Origin of the sequence: Sporosarcina sp. P32b, assembly GCF_002743335.1 — a bacterium.
In the GTDB taxonomy this organism is placed as follows: Bacteria; Bacillota; Bacilli; order Bacillales_A; family Planococcaceae; genus Sporosarcina.
Window position 1 is genome coordinate 46,435 of sequence record NZ_PDZB01000018.1, and the last position, 25,294, is coordinate 71,728.

The 25,294-nt window shown below is 43.4% G+C and carries 23 protein-coding genes and 1 tRNA gene; 23 read left to right on the top strand and 1 reads right to left on the bottom strand.

All coding sequences use genetic code 11. From position 1 onward, the window contains the following. Positions 1 to 181 precede the first annotated feature (181 nt). The 9 genes from CSV64_RS12340 to CSV64_RS12380 all read left to right on the top strand — a co-directional run bounded on the left by CSV64_RS12340 (position 182) and on the right by CSV64_RS12380 (position 7,864). Positions 182 to 1,387, top strand: coding sequence for an NAD(P)-dependent malic enzyme (locus CSV64_RS12340; RefSeq protein ID WP_099634829.1), 1,206 nt, complete (start codon positions 182 to 184; stop codon positions 1,385 to 1,387). Positions 1,388 to 1,859: 472 nt separating this feature from the next. Beyond that, a complete protein-coding gene (gene ytaF, locus CSV64_RS12345; RefSeq protein WP_099634830.1) occupies positions 1,860 to 2,453 on the top strand; it encodes a sporulation membrane protein YtaF in 594 nt (197 codons plus the stop codon). A 51-nt stretch (positions 2,454 to 2,504) separates the two neighbouring features. Then, a complete protein-coding gene (locus tag CSV64_RS12350; RefSeq protein ID WP_099634831.1) occupies positions 2,505 to 4,097 on the top strand; it encodes a putative polysaccharide biosynthesis protein in 1,593 nt (530 codons plus the stop codon). Positions 4,098 to 4,102: 5 nt separating this feature from the next. Continuing rightward, entirely contained in the window at positions 4,103 to 5,563 is a 1,461-nt protein-coding gene (yabN, locus tag CSV64_RS12355; RefSeq protein WP_099634832.1) for a bifunctional methyltransferase/pyrophosphohydrolase YabN, read from the top strand. Next, positions 5,560 to 5,850 (top strand): RNA-binding S4 domain-containing protein, encoded by a 291-nt coding sequence (locus tag CSV64_RS12360; RefSeq protein ID WP_099634833.1) that lies wholly within the window; start codon positions 5,560 to 5,562, stop codon positions 5,848 to 5,850. Before yabN ends, CSV64_RS12360 begins: the two co-directional genes overlap by 4 nt. 245 nt (positions 5,851 to 6,095) lie before the next feature. Continuing rightward, the gene (gene yabP, locus CSV64_RS12365) at positions 6,096 to 6,392 is read left to right on the top strand and encodes a sporulation protein YabP (RefSeq protein ID WP_029054884.1); all 297 of its coding nucleotides are present in this window, start codon (positions 6,096 to 6,098) and stop codon (positions 6,390 to 6,392) included. Beyond that, positions 6,389 to 6,874, top strand: a complete 486-nt coding sequence (gene yabQ / locus CSV64_RS12370) for a spore cortex biosynthesis protein YabQ (RefSeq protein WP_099634834.1) — start codon at positions 6,389 to 6,391, stop codon at positions 6,872 to 6,874. The genes yabP and yabQ overlap by 4 nt, the downstream gene beginning before the upstream one ends. Before the next feature lie 29 nt (positions 6,875 to 6,903). Continuing rightward, a complete protein-coding gene (locus CSV64_RS12375) occupies positions 6,904 to 7,317 on the top strand; it encodes an FtsB family cell division protein (RefSeq protein WP_099634835.1) in 414 nt (137 codons plus the stop codon). 121 nt (positions 7,318 to 7,438) lie between these two features. Further along, the gene (locus CSV64_RS12380) at positions 7,439 to 7,864 is read left to right on the top strand and encodes a S1 domain-containing RNA-binding protein (RefSeq protein WP_029054887.1); all 426 of its coding nucleotides are present in this window, start codon (positions 7,439 to 7,441) and stop codon (positions 7,862 to 7,864) included. 682 nt (positions 7,865 to 8,546) lie between these two features. Here the strand turns inward: CSV64_RS12380 and CSV64_RS12390 are convergent. Beyond that, a tRNA-Met gene (locus tag CSV64_RS12390) sits at positions 8,547 to 8,620 on the bottom strand. Positions 8,621 to 8,828: 208 nt separating this feature from the next. Between CSV64_RS12390 and CSV64_RS12395 the strand changes: the two genes are divergently transcribed. The 14 genes from CSV64_RS12395 to lysS all read left to right on the top strand — a co-directional run bounded on the left by CSV64_RS12395 (position 8,829) and on the right by lysS (position 24,973). Further along, positions 8,829 to 11,228: a SpoIIE family protein phosphatase gene (locus tag CSV64_RS12395; protein WP_099634837.1), complete on the top strand. Its 2,400-nt coding sequence runs from the start codon at positions 8,829 to 8,831 to the stop codon at positions 11,226 to 11,228. A 35-nt stretch (positions 11,229 to 11,263) separates the two neighbouring features. After that, positions 11,264 to 12,673 (top strand): tRNA lysidine(34) synthetase TilS, encoded by a 1,410-nt coding sequence (gene tilS / locus CSV64_RS12400; RefSeq protein ID WP_099634838.1) that lies wholly within the window; start codon positions 11,264 to 11,266, stop codon positions 12,671 to 12,673. A 19-nt stretch (positions 12,674 to 12,692) separates the two neighbouring features. Further along, complete coding sequence (gene hpt / locus CSV64_RS12405; protein WP_085132333.1) at positions 12,693 to 13,235, top strand: hypoxanthine phosphoribosyltransferase; 543 nt, start codon at positions 12,693 to 12,695, stop codon at positions 13,233 to 13,235. Positions 13,236 to 13,366: 131 nt separating this feature from the next. Further along, a complete protein-coding gene (gene ftsH, locus CSV64_RS12410; protein ID WP_099634839.1) occupies positions 13,367 to 15,379 on the top strand; it encodes an ATP-dependent zinc metalloprotease FtsH in 2,013 nt (670 codons plus the stop codon). A 139-nt stretch (positions 15,380 to 15,518) separates the two neighbouring features. Continuing rightward, the gene (locus tag CSV64_RS12415; RefSeq protein ID WP_099634840.1) at positions 15,519 to 16,283 is read left to right on the top strand and encodes a type III pantothenate kinase; all 765 of its coding nucleotides are present in this window, start codon (positions 15,519 to 15,521) and stop codon (positions 16,281 to 16,283) included. Between the two features lie 12 nt (positions 16,284 to 16,295). Then, positions 16,296 to 17,165 carry an Hsp33 family molecular chaperone HslO gene (gene hslO, locus CSV64_RS12420; RefSeq protein WP_099634841.1) on the top strand — a complete coding sequence of 290 codons (870 nt, stop codon included), beginning with the start codon at positions 16,296 to 16,298 and terminating at the stop codon, positions 17,163 to 17,165. A gap of 297 nt (positions 17,166 to 17,462) precedes the next feature. Further along, positions 17,463 to 18,389 carry a cysteine synthase A gene (gene cysK / locus CSV64_RS12425; protein ID WP_099634842.1) on the top strand — a complete coding sequence of 309 codons (927 nt, stop codon included), beginning with the start codon at positions 17,463 to 17,465 and terminating at the stop codon, positions 18,387 to 18,389. A gap of 230 nt (positions 18,390 to 18,619) precedes the next feature. Continuing rightward, positions 18,620 to 19,261 (top strand): peroxiredoxin family protein, encoded by a 642-nt coding sequence (locus CSV64_RS12430; RefSeq protein ID WP_099634843.1) that lies wholly within the window; start codon positions 18,620 to 18,622, stop codon positions 19,259 to 19,261. Between the two features lie 26 nt (positions 19,262 to 19,287). Next, complete coding sequence (locus CSV64_RS12435) at positions 19,288 to 20,718, top strand: anthranilate synthase component I family protein (protein WP_099634844.1); 1,431 nt, start codon at positions 19,288 to 19,290, stop codon at positions 20,716 to 20,718. Continuing rightward, positions 20,715 to 21,566, top strand: coding sequence for an aminodeoxychorismate lyase (gene pabC, locus CSV64_RS12440; protein WP_099634845.1), 852 nt, complete (start codon positions 20,715 to 20,717; stop codon positions 21,564 to 21,566). Before CSV64_RS12435 ends, pabC begins: the two co-directional genes overlap by 4 nt. A gap of 2 nt (positions 21,567 to 21,568) precedes the next feature. Then, positions 21,569 to 22,420: a dihydropteroate synthase gene (folP, locus tag CSV64_RS12445; RefSeq protein WP_099634846.1), complete on the top strand. Its 852-nt coding sequence runs from the start codon at positions 21,569 to 21,571 to the stop codon at positions 22,418 to 22,420. A 21-nt stretch (positions 22,421 to 22,441) separates the two neighbouring features. Further along, complete coding sequence (folB, locus tag CSV64_RS12450; RefSeq protein WP_085132342.1) at positions 22,442 to 22,810, top strand: dihydroneopterin aldolase; 369 nt, start codon at positions 22,442 to 22,444, stop codon at positions 22,808 to 22,810. Further along, entirely contained in the window at positions 22,807 to 23,316 is a 510-nt protein-coding gene (gene folK / locus CSV64_RS12455) for a 2-amino-4-hydroxy-6-hydroxymethyldihydropteridine diphosphokinase (protein WP_099634847.1), read from the top strand. The genes folB and folK overlap by 4 nt, the downstream gene beginning before the upstream one ends. A gap of 166 nt (positions 23,317 to 23,482) precedes the next feature. Beyond that, positions 23,483 to 24,973: a lysine--tRNA ligase gene (lysS, locus tag CSV64_RS12460; protein WP_099634848.1), complete on the top strand. Its 1,491-nt coding sequence runs from the start codon at positions 23,483 to 23,485 to the stop codon at positions 24,971 to 24,973. The last annotated feature ends 321 nt before the right edge of the window (positions 24,974 to 25,294 follow it).

The window sequence follows — 25,294 nt, forward strand, 5'->3', positions numbered from 1 at the left end:
AAACTTTTTTCAGAAAATTTTAAGGGCACAAAAAACCCGAGATGGAGGCGATGTAACCGCTTACTAATTCTTAATTTTGGGAGTTAATAGAATATTGCCACTTGTATTTACTTCTCGTTTGCGCTTATAATCACTACCAACACGAATGAACAATAAAAAACCAGACAGGGAGAGCGATATTATGAACAGGAAATACAAATCTTCTTTACACATGCATCAAATTCACAATGGAAAAATGGAAGTTATTTCGAAAGTGCCATTAGAAAATAAAGAGGATTTGAGTTTAGCGTACTCACCAGGAGTTGCTGAACCTTGTGTAGAAATCGCTCAAGATCCATCTCTTGCGTATGAATATACAATTAAAGGGAACTTAGTTGCAGTTGTGACAGATGGAACGGCTGTACTTGGACTCGGAGATATCGGCCCTGAAGCAGCTTTGCCGGTAATGGAAGGGAAAGCTCTATTGTTGAAGCAATTCGCAGGGATTGACGCATTCCCGATTTGTCTGGATACAAAAGACGTAGATGAAATTGTTAACATTGTAAAAGCGATCAGCCCCACATTCGGTGCTGTAAACCTAGAAGACATTTCGGCTCCACGTTGTTTCGAAATCGAACGTAGATTACGTGAAGAATGTAGTATCCCAATCTTCCATGATGATCAGCATGGTACAGCAATTGTAGTAGGTGCGGGATTGCTAAACGCATTAAAAGTAGTCGGAAAAGAGAAAGAAGACGTGAAAATCGTTTTGAATGGCGCGGGTGCGGCTGGAGTTGCGATTACGAAACTATTGTTGAGTATGGGCTTCGAAAACATTATTATGTGTGATTCAAAAGGTATTATTTTTGAAGGCCGCGAGAATGCGATGAATGACATCAAACATGAAATGTCACGCGTCACGAACCTCGAGAAAATTGAAGGTTCATTAGCAGCTGCAATGAAGGGTGCTGATGTATTCGTTGGTGTATCCGTTGCGAACTTGCTGACGAAGGAATTAATTGCACTAATGAATACAGATCCTATCGTATTCGGACTGGCGAATCCAATGCCTGAGTTGAAGCCTGAATTGGCAGAGGAGTATGGTGTGCGTATTATTGCGACAGGCCGTTCTGATTATCCTAACCAAGTCAATAACGTCTTGGCGTTCCCTGGTATCTTCCGTGGAGCTCTGGACGTTAGAGCGACAGAAATTAATGAAGAGATGAAGCTTGCCGCGACATATGCAATTGCAGATTTAATCAAGGATGAAGATCTACGTGATGATTACATCATTCCGGATCCATTTGATGATCGTATCCCAACAATTGTCGCACATGCAGTAGGAAAAGCTGCAATGCGCACAGGCGTATCCGTTTTAAAGGAACTGATCTTGCCTACTCCCAGATGAAGATGAATAATAACCCGTCTTTCCTATAAAGTATAGGGAAGACGTTTTTTATTTTATGAAGCGAGTGGATGATAAAGGCGGAGCGTTGTTCGGCGTTCCAGGAAGACGCTTTGTCATAGGTTCGCTGATTATTGATGAGAGCGTGGTAACTGGTGCTCATATATTCTTACAAGCGCTCATAGTTCATAGCTAACCGCTCTATGGCACCCGGCTTCCGCTCTATCCACATACACAGGCGCTCTATCATACCCCGCAAGCGATCATACTTACACTGCAACCGCTCAATGCGTTTGCGATTATGTCTGGTCTTGACTTTGAAAAAGTAAAAACGTATCACGAATTCAGCCAATACCTACAATGAAGTCTCCCCCGCTCATTGGAAAGGTTGGATCTATTATGCGCCTAGCACACACACGCCTGCTCTGTTGCGCACGTATAGTATGATAAAACCAAATAGGCTGGGGGGAGCGGAATGACTTGGCTATTGATCGCAGGCTTTGCAATTTCATCTAGCATTGACAACTTTGGAGTCGGACTTTCTTACGGGGTACAGCGAGTCCGCATTCCATTCACGTCGAATGCACTTATTGCGGTAATTTGTTTTGTCTTCAGTTTGATTGGTATCGTTTCGGGTGCGTGGCTAGCTGAAATGTTACCAGGCATACTACCTGATCTTATAGCGTTTGCTGTACTAAGTATCATTGGAATACGCATTATGATTATCGCGTTTCGTCAACAAAGAAAACACCAAGCGAATGTGTTCAGTGAACCGGAAAAGATGGATTTTGATGGATCCTCGCACATTAGTCTGGGGGAAGCTTTACTGCTCGGTATTGCGCTTTCTGCGAATGCATTAACGAATGGTGTCGGAGCAGGTCTTTTAGCATTATCACCAGTTGCAATCGCATTATCAGCAGCGGTTGGTAGCTATATTACATTGTCTATTGGTGTGGGACTGGGCGCAAAACTGGCAGGAGTGCAGATTGGTAAGATGTCGGTTGGTCAGTTCGGAACATTCATGAGTGGTGTTATTATTTTATTGATTGCAATCACACGCCTACTCTGATGTGATGTGATGGTATACTAGAAATCATCATCAAATGAAAGAGGCGCGTATATGGCGTTGACTAAATGGAATATGAAGTCGTTTATGAAAGGTGCATCGATTTTAACTATTGCCGCTATCATTGTAAAAGTGTTGAGCGCGGTCTATCGTGTGCCATTTCAAAACTTAGTTGGAGATAAAGGGTTCTATATTTATCAGCAAGTGTATCCGTTCATCGGAATATTTATCGTTTGGACATCTTCGGGTTTTGCCGTTGCGGTGTCTAAGATGCTTGCGGAAAGCAAAGGTCCTGGAGAATCGCGTGGGATTTTACGCGTGTCACTCGCATATCTTCTCGTTTTATCTGTGGGAATCTTTCTATTATTGCGTTCAGGTTCATCTTTTTTTGCTGAATTGATGGGAGACATAGCACTGGCACCCGTTTTGCAGACCGGTGCATATATTGTTCTCGTACTACCGTTCCTAGCTGTACTGAAGGGCGTCTTTCAATCGGAAGGCCAAATGATACCTGTAGCGATCTCAAACGTCTCAGAGCAGTTATTCAGGGTGATCATCGTACTAGCGGGTACGTGGATTGCGATACGTGCCGGAACATCGCTTTATAAAATAGGGGAAATTACGATGTGGGCAGCGGTCGCAGGTGAAGCAGCAGGTGTCTTGATTCTGACAGGGTTTTTCCTACGACGGGAAAGTTTGGCGGTAGCTATTATAAAACCGTGGCAAGTAATCAAAAATCTGACTAAGATTAGCATCGGTGTCAGTGCGAGTTCACTAATTTTATTAGTCTTTCAATTGGTGGACTCTTTCACGATCTATAACGCATTAGTCGAAGCGGGTACAGTGAGTGAGATTGCTATGGAAATGAAAGGTGTCTATGACAGGGGACAGCCGCTTGCGCAAATGGGTATTTTGCTTGCGTCTACTTTGGCGTTGGCGCTCGTGCCGTTAATCGCACACCATGCCTCCAAAACCAATGGACGAGGCGCGTTACCGTTCATTAGCCTAACGTTCCGTACATCTATTTTATTCGGCTGGGCTGCGACGATTGGATTGGTTCTCATCCTCCCTTTTGTCAATGAAATGCTGTTCCAAACACGAACAGGATCGGTTGCGCTAATCATCTTCTGTATTCAGATTTTTTGGTTGTCTATTATTTTACCATTGACGGCTATTCTTCAAGGAAGTGGAAAAGTGCGTGGACCACTACTACTCATGCTACTTGGCGTCGTAATAAAACTATCGACTACACCATGGATGGTTCGCCAGTATGGAATTGAAGGTGCCGCGGCATCGGGCACTATTGCGTTCGCGGTCGTTGCTGTGTTATTAATTATTTACTTTAAGAGATTTTGGAAGTTCCCACTGGCCTCGCGACGTTTTTATTGCGTGCTGATTAGCGCAGGCGTTGCAATGGCAGTGGTATTGATTCCCTGGATGCTTATAGCGGACTATTGGCTTTTTGACGGATTATCCTCACGAATAAGCTCAACGTTAACGGCACTATCTGCTGTCGTAATTGGAGCAATCATATTCCTTTTTGTCATCTTGAAATCACGTATAATGAAAGAAAAAGAGTGGTATTTACTGCCTTTTGGAAAACGATTGGCGACTATGCAACTATGGCTAACTAAAAATAGAAGGTGAATTATGTGAATAAAATAACTGTTATCGGACTTGGCGCAAGTGATTTGGAACAGCTATCACTAGGCACGTACCGATTATTGAAACAAGCGGACCATCTTTATATTCGGACGGAAGAACATCCCGTCGTGGCAGAGTTGCGTTCAGAAGGATTAAATATGGAAAGCTTTGATTCGATTTATGAAGAAAATGATGCATTTGAAGACGTCTATCAAAAAATCGTCAATAAACTTCTTGAACTCAGTACGCAACAGCCGATTACATACGCGGTGCCTGGACACCCACTTGTAGCGGAACGTACAGTCCAATTATTGATTGAAAAAGAACGTCTGGGTGAGATTGAACTTTATATCGCGGGCGGCAGTAGCTTTTTGGATCCGATTTTCACAGCGTTGCGTATCGACCCGATTGAAGGATTCCAGTTGCTTGACGGTACGGATTTGAAACGCGACGACGTACGCATGGATCAGCACGTATTAATTGGACAAGTCTATGATGCTTTCGTCGCTTCAGACGTGAAATTGTCTTTGATGGAGAAATATCCCGATCATCATGTTGTCACAATTGTTACGTCAGCGGGTTCCCGCGATGAAAAGTTGACTGAAATCCCGTTGTTTGAGCTTGATCGTACAGTGACATTAAATAACTTAACGACTGTCTACGTGCCACCTTTACTTGATCACGAACAACGACTGAAAGAGTGGAGTTCATTTAGGGACATCATTGCAACGTTGCGAGGCCCAGACGGCTGTCCTTGGGATCGCGAGCAAACCCATGAATCATTGAAGCGCTATTTAATCGAAGAATCCTTTGAGCTGATCCAAGCCATCGATGAAGAAGATGACGACGCAATCATCGAAGAACTAGGAGATGTTTTACTGCAAGTCTTCCTTCATGCTCAAATCGGTGAAGACAATGGGTACTTCTCTATGGAAGATGTACTCGAAACTATCGGTTCTAAAATGATCCGTCGTCACCCGCACGTATTTGAACAAACACAAGTGGACACAACGGAAGAAGTGTTGGCGAACTGGCAAGCCATCAAGGATCAAGAAAAACCGAAACCAACTACGTTGCTAGAAGGACAAGAACGTTTGGCATCTTCCTTGCTGACATCTTATAATTATCAAAAGACCGCGGCCAAAGTGGGATTTGACTGGCCTTCCATCGAAGGAGCTTTCGACAAGTTCCAGGAAGAGTGGCAAGAGTTTCGTGACGAAGTGAAAGATGGCGGCCCGGAGCAACAGCTAGATGAGCTCGGAGACGTACTGTTCACTATTGTCAACATTGCAAGATTCTTGAAAATATCACCAGAAGAGGCCATGTGGCACACAAACGAAAAGTTCAAATCCCGTTTTCAATTCGTAGAGCAATCTGTGAAACAAGGAAGTGGGAAATTTGAAGATTATACATTAGATGAACTAGAAGAGTTCTGGCAACAGGCCAAACGAAAGGAAGAATCCAAATGAGACTCGATAAGTTTCTGAAAGTATCACGCTTTATCAAACGCCGGACGCTTGCGAAACAAGTGGCTGACCAAGGTAGAATTACGATTAATGGGAAAGTAGCCAAAGCATCGTCGGTCGTTAAGCCGGGCGATGAGCTTTCAATTCGCTTTGGACAGAAGATCGTCAATGCTACGGTAAATGAACTGAAGGCATCGACTAAAAAGGAAGATGCGGCAGGTATGTACACGATCACCAGCGAAGAGCGCTTAGAGAAAGTGGAACCTGAGTTTGTGGATGACGAAGAGTAATACTTATTTAAGGAAGACGGTCTGACGTCAGGTTAACTTTTCTCATATAGAAGTAAAAAGGGTTAAGGGTGTAGGGTTTGCTCTCCTAAGGAAGCGTCCTCAGCTGGCGCATCTATTCCCTCGCACTCCCTAATTTACTCACTAAAGATATTGAACTCAAAACCTCTCATTTTCAAAACAGCTTGTCATGTTTGGCCAAGCCTCTGCATATGATAAGGGGAACGTACTAGAGAAGGGGGACGCATATGCAGATTCAAACAGACAGCTCGATGTATACTATTCCATCAGGAGACCACGTAGTGACGATGCGCAATCGTAAAAGAATGGACCTCACATCCGTGAAAACGATCGACCGCTTTGACCAGGAGGAATTTCTTGTTAGAACCTCGCTTGGCGTACTGCAAATCCGTGGGGAGGAACTGCGTATTGTACATTTAGATGTGGACAAGGGCCTGCTCACGCTTGAAGGTACCGTCCAAACACTTCAATACGATGATGAAGAAGCAGGCTCACGCAATTTCCTCCATAAACTATTCGGATGAGCCTAACCGTCCAGTTCTTCAGTCTATTGGCGATGATCGGGACAGGGGTTACTGCTGGAATTGTAATGGATTTATTCGGAACGATTATCGCTGGGTGCGATAAACGTTCGTTTATAAGAAGATGGGCATTCTGGTTGGAATGCCTGATCTGGATTATGTTAGGTATCGGGTCGTTTTGGGTATTAATCATGGTACGCGACGGGGCATGGAGAATGTATGACCCTGTTGCACAGGTTAGTGGCTTGTTATTGTACGCAGCCATCTTCCATTATCCTGTGAGATTCGTAGGTAGACTACTGTTACTTGTGGTGCTTAGGCCGATTTGGCTCATCATTCGTCTTGTCTACTTAACGATTCAACGTATTCTCTATTTAATTGCCTCTATTCTGACACTAATCACGTCGCCGTTTATAAGATTAGTAAAGAACATAGGGAAATACCTTCAAAATAAATGCAGAGTACTATATAATAGAGTGCAATAGTAGAATTACGCTAGAAAGGTGTGTGCGCCATGAAAAAAACACAGAAGCCCTCAACGAAGAATGTAACATCAATCGATACAGACTATGTGCGCTCCATGCAAAAAAAAGAAAATTTTAAAAAAGCACAACAAAAACGTCTGCGAAATAGGTTGGCTGTATTTTTTGTCATCGTCTGTGTGGTTGCTGGAAGTTTATTCAATATGAATGCCGGACAGAAAGAAATCCTGGCTGCCAAACATAAGGAAAAAGCCGAAGCAACAGCTACACTAGAGGATTTGAAAGAGCAGCAAGAACAACTAAATACGCAGTTGATTCGATTGGATGATGACGAGTATATTGCTAAACTTGCACGGAAAGAATACTTTCTTTCTGAGTCCAATGAGATCATTTTTTCCATTCCCGATAAGAAAAAAGAGTCAGAAAAAGACATAAGAAAAGAGTAGTCATGTTGACACTCTTTTTTTGTTGGCTATAATATAGGTAGGAGCCTGTAAAATACAGGCACTGCCAATATGGTTGATAGGCTTACGAGCCGCTTAAAACTTAAGGAGGAGCATTTTTTTTATGTCAATTGAAGTAGGCAGCAAGTTAGAAGGTAAAGTAACCGGGATCACAAATTTTGGGGCATTTGTTGAATTGCCAAGCGGATCCACAGGATTAGTCCATATTAGTGAAGTAGCTGACAATTATGTCAAAGATATTAATGATCATTTAAAAGTCGGCGATATGGTTGAAGTCAAAGTAATGAATGTGGGATCTGACGGTAAAATCGGTCTTTCCATCCGTAAGGCTAAACCTGAGTCAGAACAACGTCCACAGCGTCCACAACGTCCAACTAGACCTCGTCAAGGAAGCAAACCGAGCTTTGAACGACCAGAGAATTTTGAGCAGAAGATGGCAAAATTCATGAAGGACAGCGAAGAACGTCTAACTACCTTAAAGAGAGCGACAGAGTCCAAGCGTGGCGGTCGTGGAGCCAGAAGAGGATAACTTGCTGACTGATTCAACTGTAAACTAAAATCAGATGACATCCTATACGTATGTTCCGCACTATGGAGCATGCGTTTTTTTGTGTCTAAAAATGTATTTGGATGTATTAACTGGTGTGGGGTCGTTGCTCGAATTTGGCTTGGTCATTGAATGTAGTGAGGCTCATGCTTTGGACCCGCGTAGGCACGTGGGGGATTGCCTCCAGCCATGAGCCAACTAGCGGTGGGGCTTGCTAGTTGGCTTATGGCCACGGCCTACCCCGCAGTTGTGCCTGCGCTACTAAGTACTTACCAATTTTGTTTGTGGTTTATAGTAGATAAAACCAGTAACTGGGTAGTACTAGTTTCTATTTTTGCAAAAGAAGAATCAGAACTGCTTTACACACCATCCACCACCGCTGAAGTGAGGCCAATGATCGCTCCACTTACACTGCCAGTCAAACTATTACCTCTGCATAAAACAAGGAAGAGTAAGGGGCCGCAAAAACAACTACCTAACATCGTATCCTACTTACTTGTGCGAACATTTTATCCAAGTCCTCAAAAAAGTACCTGAACTGCCCAACGCACTATCTAACTAAGCCATGTCCTACTTACCTATACCAACTACCTTGTCCATGTAATCACCAACACATAGAAAAACTCCCCTTGCCTAAGCAAGAGGAGTCTTCGTGTTTCTATTATAGCGGCGGAGGGATTCGAACCCACGACCTTTCGGGTATGAACCGAATGCTCTAGCCAACTGAGCTACACCGCCAAGACATTTGCTCGTTGAGATTATACAATTCCCAACGCAACGTCTCTTATCATACTAGGCATTTGAACAACTGTCAACATCTCTTTTACTAAAAAATAAACATACGGAATACGTCGAAATGTTTTGCGAATATGCCGCCACAAACAGACAAAATTTCTCGGGAATCCAATGTATAGTTTTATGTAAGAGAACATAGGGGGTATGAGAAATGAAGATGATTGACAATATGGAGCGACCGATTGTGCAGATGTTCAGGGCGTACTGGCAAGAACTTATGAATCGAAAAGTATACTTGTTAACGGCTCTTCTTTTCTTAGTAGGATCATTCTTTTTATCGCAAGCAGTAGTGTTCGATATGGCAGTACCATTCTTCTTGCCGATCTGGGCGTTAGCCAGTATGCGCTACCGTCAACACATGATCTTTGTATTTATAGGAGGGATGGCGGGCAGTGCGTTTCTTGGGGTGGGACAAGCTGTCATTCATTTGGCACAATTGTTATTGTTCCATTCAATCATAAAGGTTCCAGTCGTGAAAAGGTCAATTCCGATCGCTGTCGCCGGAGCAATGATTATTCCACAATTAATCTGGCAACTCGTAAAATATGGCGACGGGATGTTGCCTTTAGCGATTCAGTTGTCGATAGGGTTAGAAGCATTGCTTGCGTTGTTCATGACCATTTTCATGTTACTGGCTTTTCCTTCTATAGAAAGAATGCTATATGGACCGTGGAATCCTGAGCAGATCAGTGCGATGTGTATTGTGGGAGCGCTGGCGGCTACCGGAATGGGAGGATTCCAGATCGGTACGGTGTCGGTTGCCGGGGTATTCTTGTTTTTAGCGATATTTGTAGCCGCCGTGGTTGGGGGGGTGCCTTTCGCTACAACGGTCGGAATGATTATCGCGTTGATTATAGGTGTATCAGAGTTGTCCTTCACGGGCATGATGGCTTTATATGGTATGACCGGTTTGCTGGCAGGTTCATTAAAACGTTTCGGAAAGCTCGGTGTCATCACTGGCAGTGTCTTTGTTTCGCTCTTTTTCCTTCTATATGATGCGACACTGCCTTTAGATACCGTTCATTTTTCCACGGTGGGTGCCGCGGCCTTACTGTTTATATTGATTCCTTCGCGCAAATTAAGTCAAATACGACAAGTGTTATTGCCCAAACAAGAAGGAATATCCGAAAAGCGACAGCAATGGCTGGCGGATAAACTGGATGGTCAGTTAGAGGAGTTTCAGCAGTTCGCTCATTTCATGTCAACACTCGTAAATGATCGTCTGTCTCCTGAAGAGGAAGTAGCAGCGACAAGTCAAGTACCTTCTATTTGTCAATCCTGTTTTCGTTACCGCAAGTGCTGGGAAAATGAAGAGGACGGTATAGAACCGTTGATTGACGAATGGGAAACGACCTATTCCGCAACGAAAAAGGCGGCCCGTGTACGTGTTGAACAGAAGATAAAGTATAAATGTCTACGATTTAAGGGATTAATGAATGAATTGGAGGAAAGAGGGGCCAATAAGTTATTGATGGGGCAGTTGCAGCATGGTCGAAAGATGTTAGCTCTGCAGTTGCGCGATATGAGTACTCATATCGAAAAAGTCATGAGAGAGGTAAAGGAAGATCTGACTACGTATAAGTTGGCTGAAGAAGAGCTTGCGAATCGGTTACAATCACAAGCAATAGAGTTTTTCCAAATAGATATATTATCGGAAGAACGAGGTGCCTGCAGAATTGTAATTTCTGTGCCGGAAAAAAAGGCGGACTTTGAAGCGGAAACAACGGTTGGAGAGTATTTATTACTGCCTATCTTGGAGCAAATGTATGATGAACCAATGCATATTTCAAAATCAACTTATCAGCCGTTCCCGTTCCCACATGTGCAATTGACCTTTAGTTCTGCCGTTCGGTTTTCTCTTGATTACGATATCGTCACGACGGCAGGAAAGGGATCGTTCAATGGCGGTGATGCGTATGAGTTATTCAAGATTCACGATGGATTGTCAGCCGTACTGTTATCGGACGGGATGGGACAAGATATCAATGCATACCACGAAAGTAGAAAAGTAATCCGGCTAATGCGTGAATGTTTAGGACAAAAAATGGATCCTGAAACAGCTATTCACACATTGCATTATATGATGGCGTTGAATGGATTGGATGACATGTATGCAACTCTCGACTTGGCATTAATTGATTTACAGGAAGGGCGACTGTGGTCGTGGAAAGCTGGTTCAATGAGTACTTACATTAAAAGAAGTGACGACTGTATCCGATTAGACAGCAAAACAGTACCCTTTGGCTTCTTGCCGTCATTTTCTATAGAAGCGAAAAACGAAAAGCTTAAGTCTGGTGATATTGTCGTTATGATGACGGACGGCATATTTAATGGAGATATACCGCTTGATATCCAGGAAGACGTGATGAATCAAACAATAGAACGCTTTAAGGATATGGATTGCCGAACGATTGCCGATCAAGTGATGATGGAGATGGAACGAGTATTTGAATCAGTGGAAGATGACCGGACGATTCTCGTGATGAAAGTTGGTCATATTGTGCCAAAGTGGTCAAAAGCTAATAAGCAACCTCGAATCATTTCTAGCTAAACAATGTTAGAATAGAGAGAGGAGGGAGATGGATCATGAAAAGTTTGCAGCAAAAGGTATTGAGTTTTATCGACAAGCAAACGTTGATTCCTCCCGGCTCTCGTGTATTAGTCGCGTGTTCGGGTGGTGTGGATTCTATGGCACTGCTTCACTTTCTTGCAACGCATCAGCAATCTCTGGTCATTGAAGTAGCGGCCATCCATGTAGATCATATGTTACGTGGTGTTGAATCTGCTGAAGATGCGTCTGTTGTGAAGCAACTGTGCAAGGAATTCGGGCTACCTTTTTATTCTGAACAAGTACCCATTCCGGCTATCTTAGAAAGCCAGGGCGGTAATATGCAGCAAGTGTGTCGGCAACAGCGTTATGCGTGTTTCGAACAAACGATGGAAAGTGAGCGGTTTACGATTCTCGCTACTGCCCATCATGCGGATGATCAACTGGAGACGGTGCTGATTCAATTAAGCAAGGGGCAATCATTAAATGGTATGCCGATCCAGAGGGCAATTCATTCGGGTAAAGTCGTACGTCCGTTCCTTCCATTAAGAAAGAGCGAATTGTACACATATGCGTCACATCACAAAATAACGTTCAGAGAAGATCCTAGTAATCAGCAAGACCATTATTTACGTAATCGTATGCGGCATCAGGTGCTACCGGTCTTGACGGATGAAAACCCGTCGGTCGCGGTCAACACAGTCCGTCAGACAGAACAAAGGCAAGCGGATGAAAGTTTGCTAAATGAGCTTGCTGATCAACATTGGCGTTCGATTGTTACGTATACGGATGAGCAGCTTCCCTCTTTTCAACGGGAGGCATTTCTTGCTATTCCCTATGCTTTACAAAAGCGCGTGATTCAACTACTATTAAAATGTCTAACTAACCCAGCAGCAGAGAACGCTGAGTGGCATTTTGCATTAGTGGATGAACTGTTACAACACATTACGAACTCGGCTGGGAATGTCACAATTGATTTGGCGTATGGCTATCGGTTTGTCAGGGAATATGATAAACTGCTAATTACAAAAATGGATATAGATGTAGCAACTCTTCGTCCAAAAGTACTTGCGAAAGATACTTGGCATACGTGGGGAAATATTCAGTTTTACTGGCATCATGCCAACGCAAATATAATTGAACAACTCTTACCATCAGATGAGATTAGGTATTTCCAATTACCTGAGTCAGAACTTCCGTTAACTGTAAGGCTTCGGATGACCGGAGACAGAATGTTGATCAAAGGAATGTCCGAGACAAAACGTGTGAAGCGGATATTGATTGATGAAAAGATAGGAATCATGCAAAGACAACAGCAGCCTGTCATTACGACGGCAAGCGGTACTGTGTGTGCAGTACCCGGTGTACGGTATAGTGAGATGTTTTCACACCGCCAACTGGAAGGCGATTCATACATATGGATTACGCGAGAAGGCGAGATAAGATAAAATAGAGGGGGACGGGCCGATGATCGCGCAAGATATCGAGCATGTTTTAATTTCAGAAGAGCAACTAGAAGAGAAAGTCCGAGAACTCGGAGCAACATTAACTGAGGAGTATCGTGAAAAGTTCCCATTAGCAGTCGGTGTACTTAAAGGTGCATTACCATTCATGAGTGACCTGATCAAACGCATTGATACGTATATTGAATTAGATTTCATGGATGTTTCTAGCTATGGAAATGCGACGGTATCATCAGGTGAAGTGAAGATCATTAAAGATTTGAACACAAGCATAGAAGGTCGCGATGTGTTGATTATTGAAGATATTATCGACAGTGGAAAAACACTGAATTACTTAGTTGAGCTGTTTAAATACAGAAAAGCAAACTCTATCAAGATTGTTACGTTGTTGGATAAGCCAACAGGACGTAAAGTGGATTTAAAAGCAGATTACGTAGGTTTTGATGTGCCAGACGCATTCGTAGTTGGATACGGATTGGATTATGCAGAGAAATACCGTAATTTACCGTATATCGGTGTATTGAAAAAGGAAATCTACTCTTTCTAACGAAAGCGTAATGAACCGGATTGAAGGCTATTTTCCTTAAGGCATTTCTTTTGTTAAGTAGTGTTAATCTATGCTAAAATTTACAATAGTTTTCTGTTTAGTTTTTGTTGAATGAGATGAGGAGGCTTGGGATGAATCGAATACTTCGATACTTTCTTTTATATGGATTGATCTTCCTAGCAATAATGGGGATTTTCAGTTCGCTTAACAATCCAAATCCGAAGATGAAACCAATTCGGTATGATGAATTCGTCACAGCGCTGGAACAGGGAAAAGTTGAAAATGCAACTTTTCAGCCATTACAGCTTGTGTATGAAGTAAAAGGTGAAATGGCCGGCTACGAAAAAGGTGAAACTTTCGTAACGAACATTCCGGAAAATGATATGGACAGTATCGGTGAAATTGTCAAAACGACAAGTACTGAGATTGACATCCTGCCGCCAAAAGAAACAAGCGCGTGGGTATCGTTCTTTACAGGACTCGTACCATTCATAATTATTATTATCCTTTTCTTCTTCTTACTGAACCAATCACAAGGCGGCGGTGGCGGCAAGGTGATGAACTTCGGGAAAAGTAAAGCGAAACTGCAAACGGACGATCGAAAGAAAGTACGTTTCAATGACGTTGCAGGTGCAGATGAGGAAAAAGCTGAGCTTGAAGAGGTCGTGGACTTCTTGAAAGATGCCAGTAAGTTTGTGGAGTTAGGTGCACGAATTCCAAAAGGGATCTTGCTAGTAGGACCTCCAGGTACAGGTAAAACATTGCTTGCACGTGCAGTAGCAGGTGAATCAGGCGTGCCATTCTTCTCGATTTCAGGTTCTGATTTCGTTGAGATGTTTGTAGGGGTGGGTGCTTCTCGAGTGCGTGACTTGTTCGAGAATGCCAAGAAAAACTCACCATGTATTATCTTTATTGATGAAATTGATGCAGTTGGACGTCAGCGTGGAGCCGGCTTAGGTGGCGGTCACGATGAGCGTGAGCAAACATTGAACCAGTTGCTAGTAGAAATGGATGGCTTTGAAGGAAACGAAGGAATTATTATCGTTGCCGCTACAAACCGTCCGGATATTTTGGACCCGGCACTTCTTCGTCCGGGACGTTTTGACCGTCAAATTACGGTTGGCCGTCCAGACGTTAAGGGAAGAGAAGCAGTGTTGAAAGTTCACGCGCGTAACAAACCGCTTGACGATACAGTCGATATGAAAGCTCTAGCTCAACGTACGCCAGGATTCTCTGGTGCTGATCTTGAGAACTTATTGAACGAAGCGGCCCTTGTAGCAGCAAGAAGAAATAAACTGAAAATCGATATGTCCGATATTGATGAAGCAACGGATCGTGTTATTGCAGGTCCTGCAAAAACAAATCGCGTCATTTCGAAAAAAGAACGAAACATTGTCGCGTTCCACGAAGCGGGTCACGTTGTTGTGGGCTTAATACTCGATGATGCAGAAATCGTCCATAAAGTAACTATCGTTCCTCGTGGGCAGGCTGGCGGATACGCCGTCATGCTTCCGAAAGAAGATCGCTACTTCATGACAAAACCTGAACTCCTCGACAAAATTGCGGGACTTCTAGGTGGGCGTGTATCAGAGGAAATCGTACTTGGTGAAGTATCAACCGGTGCACATAATGACTTCCAGCGTGCAACAGGTATTGCGCGTTCGATGGTTACAGAATACGGAATGAGCGATAAAATTGGTCCGATGCAGTTCGGTCAGACGCAAGGCGGCCAAGTATTCCTTGGACGTGACTTCAATTCTGAACAAAACTATTCTGAAGCAATCGCGTACGAGATTGACTCTGAAATGCAAATGATTATTAAAGAACAATACGAACGTACGAGACAAATTTTGACTGAAAACCGAGATTTGCTTAATCTGATCGCAACGACTTTATTAGAAGTCGAAACGTTGGATGCGGAACAAATCAATCACTTGAAAGATCACGGTACATTGCCTGACCGTCCATACGACAACAACGATGGCAGCAATGGTGACAAGAAGGTTGTAGAAGAAGCCCCTGCGGAAACTACTACTTCTGATAGCACGGGTGCACCATCTGACCCGTCAATCGGAGACTTGCCAAGTGAAGGTGGAGCGGTAGATAAGACGCTACCATCTATTGACGAAGAACGCAGAGACTAAGCGAACCCAACAGCCGACTGTATACAGTCGGCTGTTTTCTTATGAAGGGGAAGTGCGTTCAGTACACATTCACAGTATCTGCATGTGAAATTATGATATGATGTACGGGAAAAAGTCAAAGCAAGAGGGGACAGCGACTATGTTATTAGTATTAGATACAGGCAATACGAATATTGTATTAGGTGTATATGAAGGGGATCAATTGAAGCACCACTGGCGGATGGAAACCTATCGACATAAGACAGAAGACGAATACGCTATGCAAGTAAAGGCAATGTTCCAGCATGTGGGGCTGTCATTCACTGACATCACAGGCATTATTATTTCTTCTGTAGTGCCGCCTGTTATGTTCCCGTTAGAGCAAATGTGTAAAAAGTACTTCAATCAAAAGCCGATGGTCGTTGGACCCGGTGTGAAAACAGGTTTAAATATTAAATATGAAAATCCTCGCGAAGTCGGTGCAGACCGAATTGTCAATGCGGTGGCAGCTATTCGCGAATACGGTAGCCCGCTCATTATCGTAGATTTTGGAACAGCGACTACGTATTGCTATGTTAATGAACATGGCGAATACATGGGCGGATCGATTGCGCCTGGTATTAAGATCTCTATGGAAGCTTTATTTGATCGTGCTTCTAAATTACCGCGCGTTCAACTCGCTCGTCCGGAACATGTAGTAGGTAAGAATACGGTTGCTGCCATGCAGTCGGGTATTATATTTGGATACGTCGGCCAAGTAGAAGGAATCGTCAACCGTATAAAAGAAGATTGCGAAGTGGAACCTACTGTCATCGCAACAGGTGGGATGGCGGATTTAATTGCATCTGAAACCAAAGTGATTGATATTGTGGATGATTTCCTGACACTTAAGGGATTACATCTAATTTATGAGAGAAATTTGTAAGGAGAGAATAAAATGACAACAGATTATTTAGTAAAAGCATTAGCCTTTGAAGGTCAAATCCGGGCTTATGCAGTACGTTCAACAGAAACAGTAGGAGAGGTGCAAGAGCGTCACCAAATGTGGCCGACTGCGACTGCCGCTCTAGGACGTACGATTTCAGCGTCGGTCATGATGGGCGCTATGTTAAAAGGTGAAGATAGCATTACGGTGAAGATTCAGGGTAATGGTCCACTAGGTCCAATTGTCGTGGATGCTAACGCAAAAGGGGAAGTTCGTGGTTATGCGACGAACCCACAAACGCACTTGCCGTTAAATGAACAAGGTAAATTAGACGTTCGTGGAGCAGTAGGTACGGAAGGAATGCTGTCTATCGTAAAAGATCTAGGGATGAAAGATTACTTTACAGGGCAAGTACCGATTATTTCCGGGGAAATTGCTGAAGACTTTACCCAGTACATGGTAGTATCTGAACAAGTACCGTCTGCTGTTGCATTAGGTGTACTCGTTGATCCGGATAACACAGTTAAAGCGTCAGGTGGATTTATTCTACAAGTAATGCCAGGGGCTACGGAAGAGACCATTGAATTGCTGGAAGGAAGAATCGCAAACATGACGGCGATCTCTACTATGATCGACAACGGACTGACGCCAGAAGGAATCCTGGTAGAAGTACTAGGTCAGGAAAACGTAGAATTCCTCTCTAGAATAGATGTGAAATTCGATTGTGAATGTTCCAAAGAGCGTTTTAGCGAAGCGATTAAAGGACTTGGAGCTGTAGAAATCCAAGCGATGATCGATGAAGACCATGGTGCAGAAGCGCAATGTCACTTCTGTTTGGAGAAGTATCAATTCTCTGAGCAAGAACTCCGAGAGTTAATTTGATCAGAATCTAAACTATTGACCCGTTGCCGAAAGTGTTTTGCGGCGGCGGGTAATTTATTAATTTCCGGAAATTTATGTAGTCCAGTTAGAAAGCGCTGTCAATAACCACGCAAGTGTTCTGGCTAAAACGAATACACACTTGTATATACATCGACATCGGGATTGCTGTACAACCTGTTTAATGAGAAGTTTATAATCGTAATCTTCTGAATGGTTTTATTGACAAGTGAAATAGAAGGTAGTAATATTAAGTCAACAAAGCATATTAAAATACTAGGTATTAGGAGCGGATGACAAATGAGTAGAGTGGGAAATTCTGTTATTGATTTGGTAGGTAATACACCGTTAGTAAAATTAAATCGTTTAACAGGTGCAGATGACGCAGATGTGTATTTGAAACTAGAATTCTTCAATCCTGGCTCAAGCGTCAAGGATCGTATTGCGCTTGCTATGATCGAGGCGGCGGAAAAAAACGGTGAACTGAAAGAAGATAGCACAATCATCGAACCGACTAGTGGGAACACAGGAATCGGTCTTGCTATGATCGCAGCTGCTAAAGGATATAAATCTGTACTAGTTATGCCTGACACGATGAGCTTAGAGCGACGCAATTTACTTCGTGCGTATGGAGCGGAGTTAGTACTGACTCCAGGAGCTGAGGGAATGAAAGGTGCAATCTCGAAAGCCGAGCAATTAGCAGCGGAAAATGGCTGGTTCTTGCCACAACAGTTCAATAATGAAGCAAATCCTGAAGTTCATCGTCTGACAACAGGTCCAGAAATTGCGAATGCTTTTGATCAAGTAGATGCATTTATCTCGGGAATCGGTACGGGTGGTACGATTACAGGAGTAGGTGAAGTGTTGAAAGAGCGTTTCCCTGGAATTCATATCGTTGCGGTTGAGCCGGAAGATTCGGCGATATTATCTGGCGGCAAGCCTGGACCACATAAAATTCAAGGGATTGGTGCTGGATTCGTTCCGGAAGTATTAGATACGGATATCTACGATGAAATTATCAAAGTTTCTAATGATGACGCGTATACATTTGCGCGTCGTGCGGCTCGTGAAGAAGGTATTCTTGGAGGAGTATCTTCAGGCGCGGCGATTGCGGCTGCGTTGCAAGTGGCAAAGAAACTAGGTAAAGGTAAAACGGTTGTAGCGATCATCCCGTCTAACGGAGAGCGTTACTTAAGCACACCTCTTTATCAGTTTGATGAAGAGTAAAAGGTTAGGTTTCGTTGGAGCTATCTGCTAGGGGTGCGGTAATTCCGAAGACATAATTTTTACTTTGCACATATGAAACTGTCACTAGAAGGAGTAAGTTGCTTCTAGCGACAGTTTCTTTTTATATTCAGGAACTAAATGGCGAAATCGTCAAGCTGTTATCAGTGGGAAAAGTTCTGTATAATTGAGACGAACCAAGCTAGCTATACATAGAACAGAGGAGGCTCACTGTGAATAAAAAGTGGAGCATAATAGTTTCAGTTTTAATTGTAATTGTCATGGGCACGATAATTTTATTATTGAATAAGGAAATTAAAGAGGAAACGGGCGGCATTCCGGGTTACGAAGATTTGAATATGGAAAGTTTGCCGAAAGACGTGGTAGATCGTTTGCCGGAAGATTGGCAAACTTCTACAGACACAGATAAGCCAGGGCTTGCTAAAGGGGACTTAGCTCCAGATTTTGAATTGACTACACTATCAGGTGATACGGTAAAGTTGTCCGATTATCGTGGCAAAACGGTCATGTTGAACTTCTGGGCATCGTGGTGTCCGCCATGCCGTTCGGAAATGCCTCATATGGAAAACTACTATACAGACAATAAAGAATCCGATGATATGGAGATACTCGCAGTCAATATGACGAAAACCGAGAAGAATAAAGTAGAGAGCGCGAAAGAATTCGTCGACGAATATAAATTAACGTTCCCAATTTTATTGGATAAAGATAGCGATGTTATGAAAATGTATCAGATAAAAGTCTATCCGACCTCTTACATTATCAATAAAGAAGGTGTGATCACGGATAAAGTGATGTTGCCGTTGGATGATACGATGATCAAACAATTGATAGAAGAAAGTAACGCGGAGTAAATATCAGAGACGCAGGGGGAACTAGCATGAATACAGTAGCCTATCAGACGGCTTCAATGACAAAAGACGAATTCTTTTATGCCTATCGTCAACTTGCAACCGAGAAGGAACGACATGTTTTATTAGAGAGTGGTCGTGGCGGAAAGATGTGTGTGGCGGGACTTGATCCGCTTGTGACATTCAACGCAATTGAAACAGGTCTACGTTTAGAATGGCGTGATGGTAAAGAAGAATGGCTGACGGGTGAGGATCCGCTAGTCTTGTTGAATGATTTTATGGCGCACTATGACTTAGAGCATCGGAATGATTTGCCTACCTATCAAGGGGGGCCGATTGGGATGGTCAGTTACGATTATGTTAGACGCTACGAGACGTTACCCATTCACGCGAAAGATGATTTGAAGACACCGGACGTATTCTTTTATCTATTTGATCAGTGGGCTGTGCTCGATATAGAAAGTGACAATGTCTATTTTATGACATTGCCTGAGAAACAACATGCACTGGACAGTATGGTGAATGAATGGACGGAAGCTTCACAATTGGGTCTGCTGAACCGTCAGTTTACTGCCGGACAGGCAGTGGACGTGGACGTTACGGAAGAAGATCTACAAGTTTCTGTCACGGGTGAGCAGTTCGAGCAGATGGTGCGTGATGTACAGCAATTCATTGAGGATGGAGATGTGGTGCAAGTGAATTTGTCCGTACGTCAGTCAAAACCACTTGTTGCACCTTCGTTGTTGATGTATGAGGCATTGCGGTCATTCAATCCTTCACCTTACATGGCCTATATGGCGGCACCGGATTTTGAAGTGGTCTCCGGTTCTCCTGAGCTATTGTTGAAAAAGCGCGGAACTGAATTGAGTACACGTCCAATTGGTGGTACGCGAAAGCGTGGGATGACGGATGCGGAAGATCTTGCGTTGCAGGAAGAGTTGGTATCGAATGCGAAGGAAATAGGTGAGCATAAGATGCTTGTTGATCTGGAATGTGCAGACTTTCAAGGGATCTGTCAGGAAGGTACAGTGGAAGTCGATGAATTCATGGTCGTCGAAAAGTATTCGCACGTCATGCATTTAGTATCGAATGTTCGTGGTACTGCGTCTTCTGAAGATCTGGCACCTATTCTGCATGGGGTATTCCCTGGAGGCTCAATTACGGGGGATCCTAAATTGCGTACGATGGAAATCATTGAAGAACTGGAACCAACCCGAAGAGGGCTCTACACAGGGTCAATGGGTTGGATTGGTTTCAACGGAGATCTGGAGCTGAATATCACTATTCGTACAGCGTTTATTCAAGATGGTATCGTGCATATCCAAGCAGGTGCTGGCTTAGTGCCTGATTCGGACCCTGCCGCTGAATATCAAGAGTCTCTTAATAAAGCGAAAGCGCTATGGCAAGCAAAAGAAATGGCGGAATTGGTGACTCGTGATGAAAGCGGGCAACTGCATTGATTTGCTGGATGAATGGCAAGCGAATAGTTGCGGAAGATTTGAAGATATCCCCTTTTGACCATGGATTTCTTTACGGGCTGGGATTTTTCGAAACGTTTCGTACATATGGCGGAAAAGTATTCCTCTATGAGCCGCACATGATTCGTTTGCGATCGGCCTTGGCGGATTACCGCATTGACATGCCATATAGTGATGAAGAAATCCTAGCAGCTATTCACTCTTTGTATGAAGAGAATGGCTATGAGGATGGGTATTACCGATTGAACGTATCAGCTGGTGTGCATGATATCGGGTTAGCACCTGCAGAATATAAACAGCCAAATGTATTGATCTTCCAAAAAGCACTTAACTTGCCGCCCGTACATACGGAGAAAGATGGTGTCTGGCTTGCGACAACGCGTAATGAACCAGAAAGTGTCGTTCGTCATAAGTCACACCAGTATGCGAACAACGTCAAAGGACGTTTGGAGTTACCTTCATTAAAAGAAACAGAAGGCTTATTTGTTACTTCGGACGGCTATGTGGCAGAAGGTATAACGTCGAATGTGTTTTGGGTGAAACAAGGCGAGTTGTATACACCTTCATTGAACGCGGGGATTTTACCGGGTACGACGAGGGCATTTGTTATCGAGATGGCTGGAGAACTCGGATTATCACTCAATGAAGGGTTGTATACGCAGGAGGAGCTTGAATCAGCGGAAGAAGTATTTATTACTAACGCAATTCAGGAGCTAGTCCCAATTCACCGAATAGGAAAAGTACAATTTTTTGGAAAGGAAGGGCCGGTCTATCAACAATTGCATGCCGGTTACCAACAAGCTGTCAATCGAATGAAAGTGAGTGACTAGAAATGAGATTATCAAAAGCACGTGCTTTTTATAGACTGGGTGAAACGACGATTAATTTTGCGGAAGAAACCGTGATTATGGGAATACTTAATGTCACACCGGATTCGTTTTCCGATGGCGGAAAATATGGACAGCAAAACCCGGCACTTGAACATGCACGGAAAATGCTTGCCGATGGTGCAAAAATCATCGATATAGGTGGAGAATCCACTCGTCCTGGCTACACACCGGTTTCAGTGGAAGAAGAAATAGCGCGTGTTGTACCGGTCGTTGAGTTGCTCGCTAAGGAACTCGGCTGTGTAATATCAATTGATACGTCAAAGGCGGTTGTAGCGGAAGCGGCGATTGTGGCGGGCGCTAGTATAATTAATGATGTATGGGGTGCGAAAAGGGAACCGGCAATTGCTGAAGTGGCGGCGCGCTATAAAGTACCTATCATTTTGATGCATAACCGTGAAAATCGGGATTACCAGCTGCCGTTCATGGAGGCTGTTATAGAAGACTTGCAAGAGAGTATCGATATTGCCAAGCGAGCGGGAGTTAGTGAAGAGATGATCTGGTTGGATCCAGGCATCGGCTTCGCAAAAGATCTTGAGCAGAATTTATTAGCAATGCAAGGGTTGTCTACAATTGCAGATCTTGGATATCCCGTTTTGCTCGGCACGTCACGTAAAGGCATGATCGGTAAAGTACTCGATCTGCCTGTAGAAGAACGTATGGAAGGTACAGGTGCGACGGTTTGCTACGGCATTGAGCACGGCGGACATATTATGCGTGTTCATGATGTAAAGGAAATCTCGCGAATGGTCAAAATGATGGATGTACTGACGAAGAAAGCAGCATACACTGGGTAAGCGATAAAATGGAGGGATTTCATGGATTATATTCATTTGAATGATATGGAGTTTTACGGTTACCACGGCGCATTGCCTGAAGAGAACAAACTCGGACAGCGTTTTCGGCTGACGGTTTCATTGGCGACGGATCTTGCGGAAGCTGGACAGACGGATGATTTATCGAAAACAATGAATTATGCAGAAGTGTACGAGATGTGTAAGAACATCGTAGAAGGGGAAGCGGTTCATTTGATCGAGACGGTCGCTGAAACGGTGGCGGGAACGATCATGACAGACTTTGCCGAAAAGGTGAATGGTGTTCGAGTCGTGCTTATAAAGCCGGATCCACCCATTCGTGGACATTACTCATCCGTTTCTGTGGAAATCACGAGGGGGCGTTTCTCTTGAATAACGCCTACTTGTCACTGGGGTCAAATATAGGCAATCGCCTCGAACAGTTACAGCAAGCTGTGCAATTGTTAAATGAGTATCCTTCTATTAAGGTGTTACAAGTTTCTTCGGTATACGAAACCGACCCTGTTGGATTGACTGAACAAGCAAAGTTTTTGAATATCGTGGTACATCTCGAGACTACATTAGAAGCTACCGAGTTATTGAGTGCATGCCAAACTATTGAAAACAAGCTTGGCAGAATGCGTAAAATACGTTGGGGACCACGTACGGTAGACTTGGATATCTTGCTATATAACGAGGAACACATTCAATTGGAGAATCTGATCATTCCGCATCTTCGTATGCAAGAGCGTGCATTCGTACTCGTTCCGCTAGTAGAGATTAACAGGAATGCAAAGAATCCTATAACAAGGACACTTTATCGTGAAGAGTTAGCGATAAAGGAAGATGGAGTGAATCTTTGGAAAAAGGTTGGACAAGTCGAAGAGTTTTTACGATAAGATTGAACATTGAATGACCAAACTGCTCTATAATAGGGCAGTTTTTTCTATACAATAGAACGAGATAACTGTTTGTCCTTTTGTTAGGCCTGGAATTTGTGTACAATAGTTGCAGAAGACTGATCCTGGGAAGAGTGACGGTCAAAGTATGAAGGAGTGAAAGGAAATGTCCAATATGGATGAAATGAATGATCAGCTTTTGGTGAGACGCCAGAAGATGAAAGATATACGCGAAGATGGTTTGGATCCGTTCGGTCAGCGTTTTGAACGCACGCACCTGACAAGTGAGATACGCTCTACATATGAAGAGCAATCAAAAGAAGAGCTGGAAGAAAACGAGCATGAAGTAACCATTGCTGGTCGCATCATGACAAAGCGTGGAAAAGGTAAAGCTGGCTTCGCGCACATTCAAGATCTTGGAGGTCAAATCCAGATTTATGTGCGTCTAGACGCTATCGGTGAAGATGCCTATAAGCTATTTACCTCTGCAGACCTTGGAGACATTGTCGGTGTTCAAGGTATTATCTTCAAAACAAAAGTAGGAGAACTTTCTATTAAAGCGACAAAGTTTACGTTCTTAACGAAAGCTTTGCGTCCGTTGCCTGAGAAGTTCCATGGTCTACAAGACGTAGAACAACGCTATCGTCAGCGTTATCTAGATTTAATATCAACAGAAGGTAGCAAAGAAACATTCATTATGCGTAGCCGGATCATTCAATCGATGCGCCATTACTTGGATGGTCAAGGCTTCCTTGAAGTAGAAACACCTATGCTTCACTCAATAGCAGGAGGAGCAGCAGCTCGCCCGTTCGTTACACACCACAACACATTAGATATGACGTTGTATATGCGGATTGCTATTGAACTACATCTAAAGCGCTTGATTGTTGGTGGCCTTGAGAAAGTATATGAGATCGGACGTGTATTCCGTAATGAAGGAATGTCCACTCGTCATAATCCTGAATTCACAATGATTGAGTTATATGAAGCCTATGCGGATTACAATGACATCATGGAATTAACGGAGAATCTAGTAGCGCATATCGCACAAGAAGTACTCGGCACAACTACTATTCAGTACGGTGACGACCAAATCGAATTAGCACCACGTTGGAAGCGACTTCACATGGCGGATGCAGTCAAAGAGTTTACGGGGGTAGACTTCTGGCAGCAACTAACGAAAGAACAAGCGCATGGACTGGCAAAAGAACATAACGTCCAAGTAACTCCTTCTATGGAAGTAGGTCATGTACTGAATGAATTCTTCGAACAGAAAGTAGAAGAAGAACTCGTGCAACCAACATTCATCTACGGCCATCCAGTAGAAGTATCTCCACTTGCAAAGAAAAATCCAGAAGATCCACGCTATACAGATCGTTTTGAGCTATTCATTGTACGTCGTGAACACGCGAATGCTTTCACGGAGCTAAATGATCCAATTGATCAGCGTGAACGTTTCGAAGCGCAACTGGTAGAGAAGGAACAAGGGAACGATGAAGCGCATGAAATGGATGAAGATTTCATTACGGCATTGGAATATGGACTGCCGCCAACAGGTGGACTAGGCATCGGAATCGATCGTCTCGTCATGTTGTTGACGAACTCGCAATCAATCCGCGACGTGCTGTTATTCCCTCAAATGCGTCCTAAAGACTGATATGACAGCTCCAATAGCAATATTGGAGCTGTTTTTTTATTGCTGAAATCAAGTATTTTAATGCAATGTAAAAGAAAATCAAAAAGAATTGAAGAAAACAGTTGCGTTCTTTGAAAACAGGTGGTATATTTATGAAGTTGCTTTTGAAGTTAGCGACTTAGCGAAAAACATAACAAAAAAGTTTTTCAACAAAAGTGTTGACAACGAAACAGCGAGATGTTAATATAAGAAAGTTGCCTCTTACGAGAGACCAACCGGATGAACCTTGAAAACTGAACAGCAAAACGTTAACGAAATACAGTTTGTGCACCTAACGGTGAC

Excerpts from the sequence above, each read along its gene's own strand:
- CSV64_RS12340 (WP_099634829.1), top strand. The coding sequence starts at position 182 with ATGAACAGGAAATACAAATCTTCTTTACACATGCATCAAATTCACAAT.
- ytaF (WP_099634830.1), top strand. The coding sequence starts at position 1,860 with ATGACTTGGCTATTGATCGCAGGCTTTGCAATTTCATCTAGCATTGAC.
- CSV64_RS12350 (WP_099634831.1), top strand. The coding sequence starts at position 2,505 with ATGGCGTTGACTAAATGGAATATGAAGTCGTTTATGAAAGGTGCATCG.
- CSV64_RS12360 (WP_099634833.1), top strand. The coding sequence starts at position 5,560 with ATGAGACTCGATAAGTTTCTGAAAGTATCACGCTTTATCAAACGCCGG.
- yabP (WP_029054884.1), top strand. The coding sequence starts at position 6,096 with ATGCAGATTCAAACAGACAGCTCGATGTATACTATTCCATCAGGAGAC.
- yabQ (WP_099634834.1), top strand. The coding sequence starts at position 6,389 with ATGAGCCTAACCGTCCAGTTCTTCAGTCTATTGGCGATGATCGGGACA.
- CSV64_RS12375 (WP_099634835.1), top strand. The coding sequence starts at position 6,904 with ATGAAAAAAACACAGAAGCCCTCAACGAAGAATGTAACATCAATCGAT.
- CSV64_RS12380 (WP_029054887.1), top strand. The coding sequence starts at position 7,439 with ATGTCAATTGAAGTAGGCAGCAAGTTAGAAGGTAAAGTAACCGGGATC.
- CSV64_RS12395 (WP_099634837.1), top strand. The coding sequence starts at position 8,829 with ATGAAGATGATTGACAATATGGAGCGACCGATTGTGCAGATGTTCAGG.
- tilS (WP_099634838.1), top strand. The coding sequence starts at position 11,264 with ATGAAAAGTTTGCAGCAAAAGGTATTGAGTTTTATCGACAAGCAAACG.
- hpt (WP_085132333.1), top strand. The coding sequence starts at position 12,693 with ATGATCGCGCAAGATATCGAGCATGTTTTAATTTCAGAAGAGCAACTA.
- ftsH (WP_099634839.1), top strand. The coding sequence starts at position 13,367 with ATGAATCGAATACTTCGATACTTTCTTTTATATGGATTGATCTTCCTA.
- CSV64_RS12415 (WP_099634840.1), top strand. The coding sequence starts at position 15,519 with ATGTTATTAGTATTAGATACAGGCAATACGAATATTGTATTAGGTGTA.
- hslO (WP_099634841.1), top strand. The coding sequence starts at position 16,296 with ATGACAACAGATTATTTAGTAAAAGCATTAGCCTTTGAAGGTCAAATC.
- cysK (WP_099634842.1), top strand. The coding sequence starts at position 17,463 with ATGAGTAGAGTGGGAAATTCTGTTATTGATTTGGTAGGTAATACACCG.
- CSV64_RS12435 (WP_099634844.1), top strand. The coding sequence starts at position 19,288 with ATGAATACAGTAGCCTATCAGACGGCTTCAATGACAAAAGACGAATTC.
- folP (WP_099634846.1), top strand. The coding sequence starts at position 21,569 with ATGAGATTATCAAAAGCACGTGCTTTTTATAGACTGGGTGAAACGACG.
- folB (WP_085132342.1), top strand. The coding sequence starts at position 22,442 with ATGGATTATATTCATTTGAATGATATGGAGTTTTACGGTTACCACGGC.
- lysS (WP_099634848.1), top strand. The coding sequence starts at position 23,483 with ATGTCCAATATGGATGAAATGAATGATCAGCTTTTGGTGAGACGCCAG.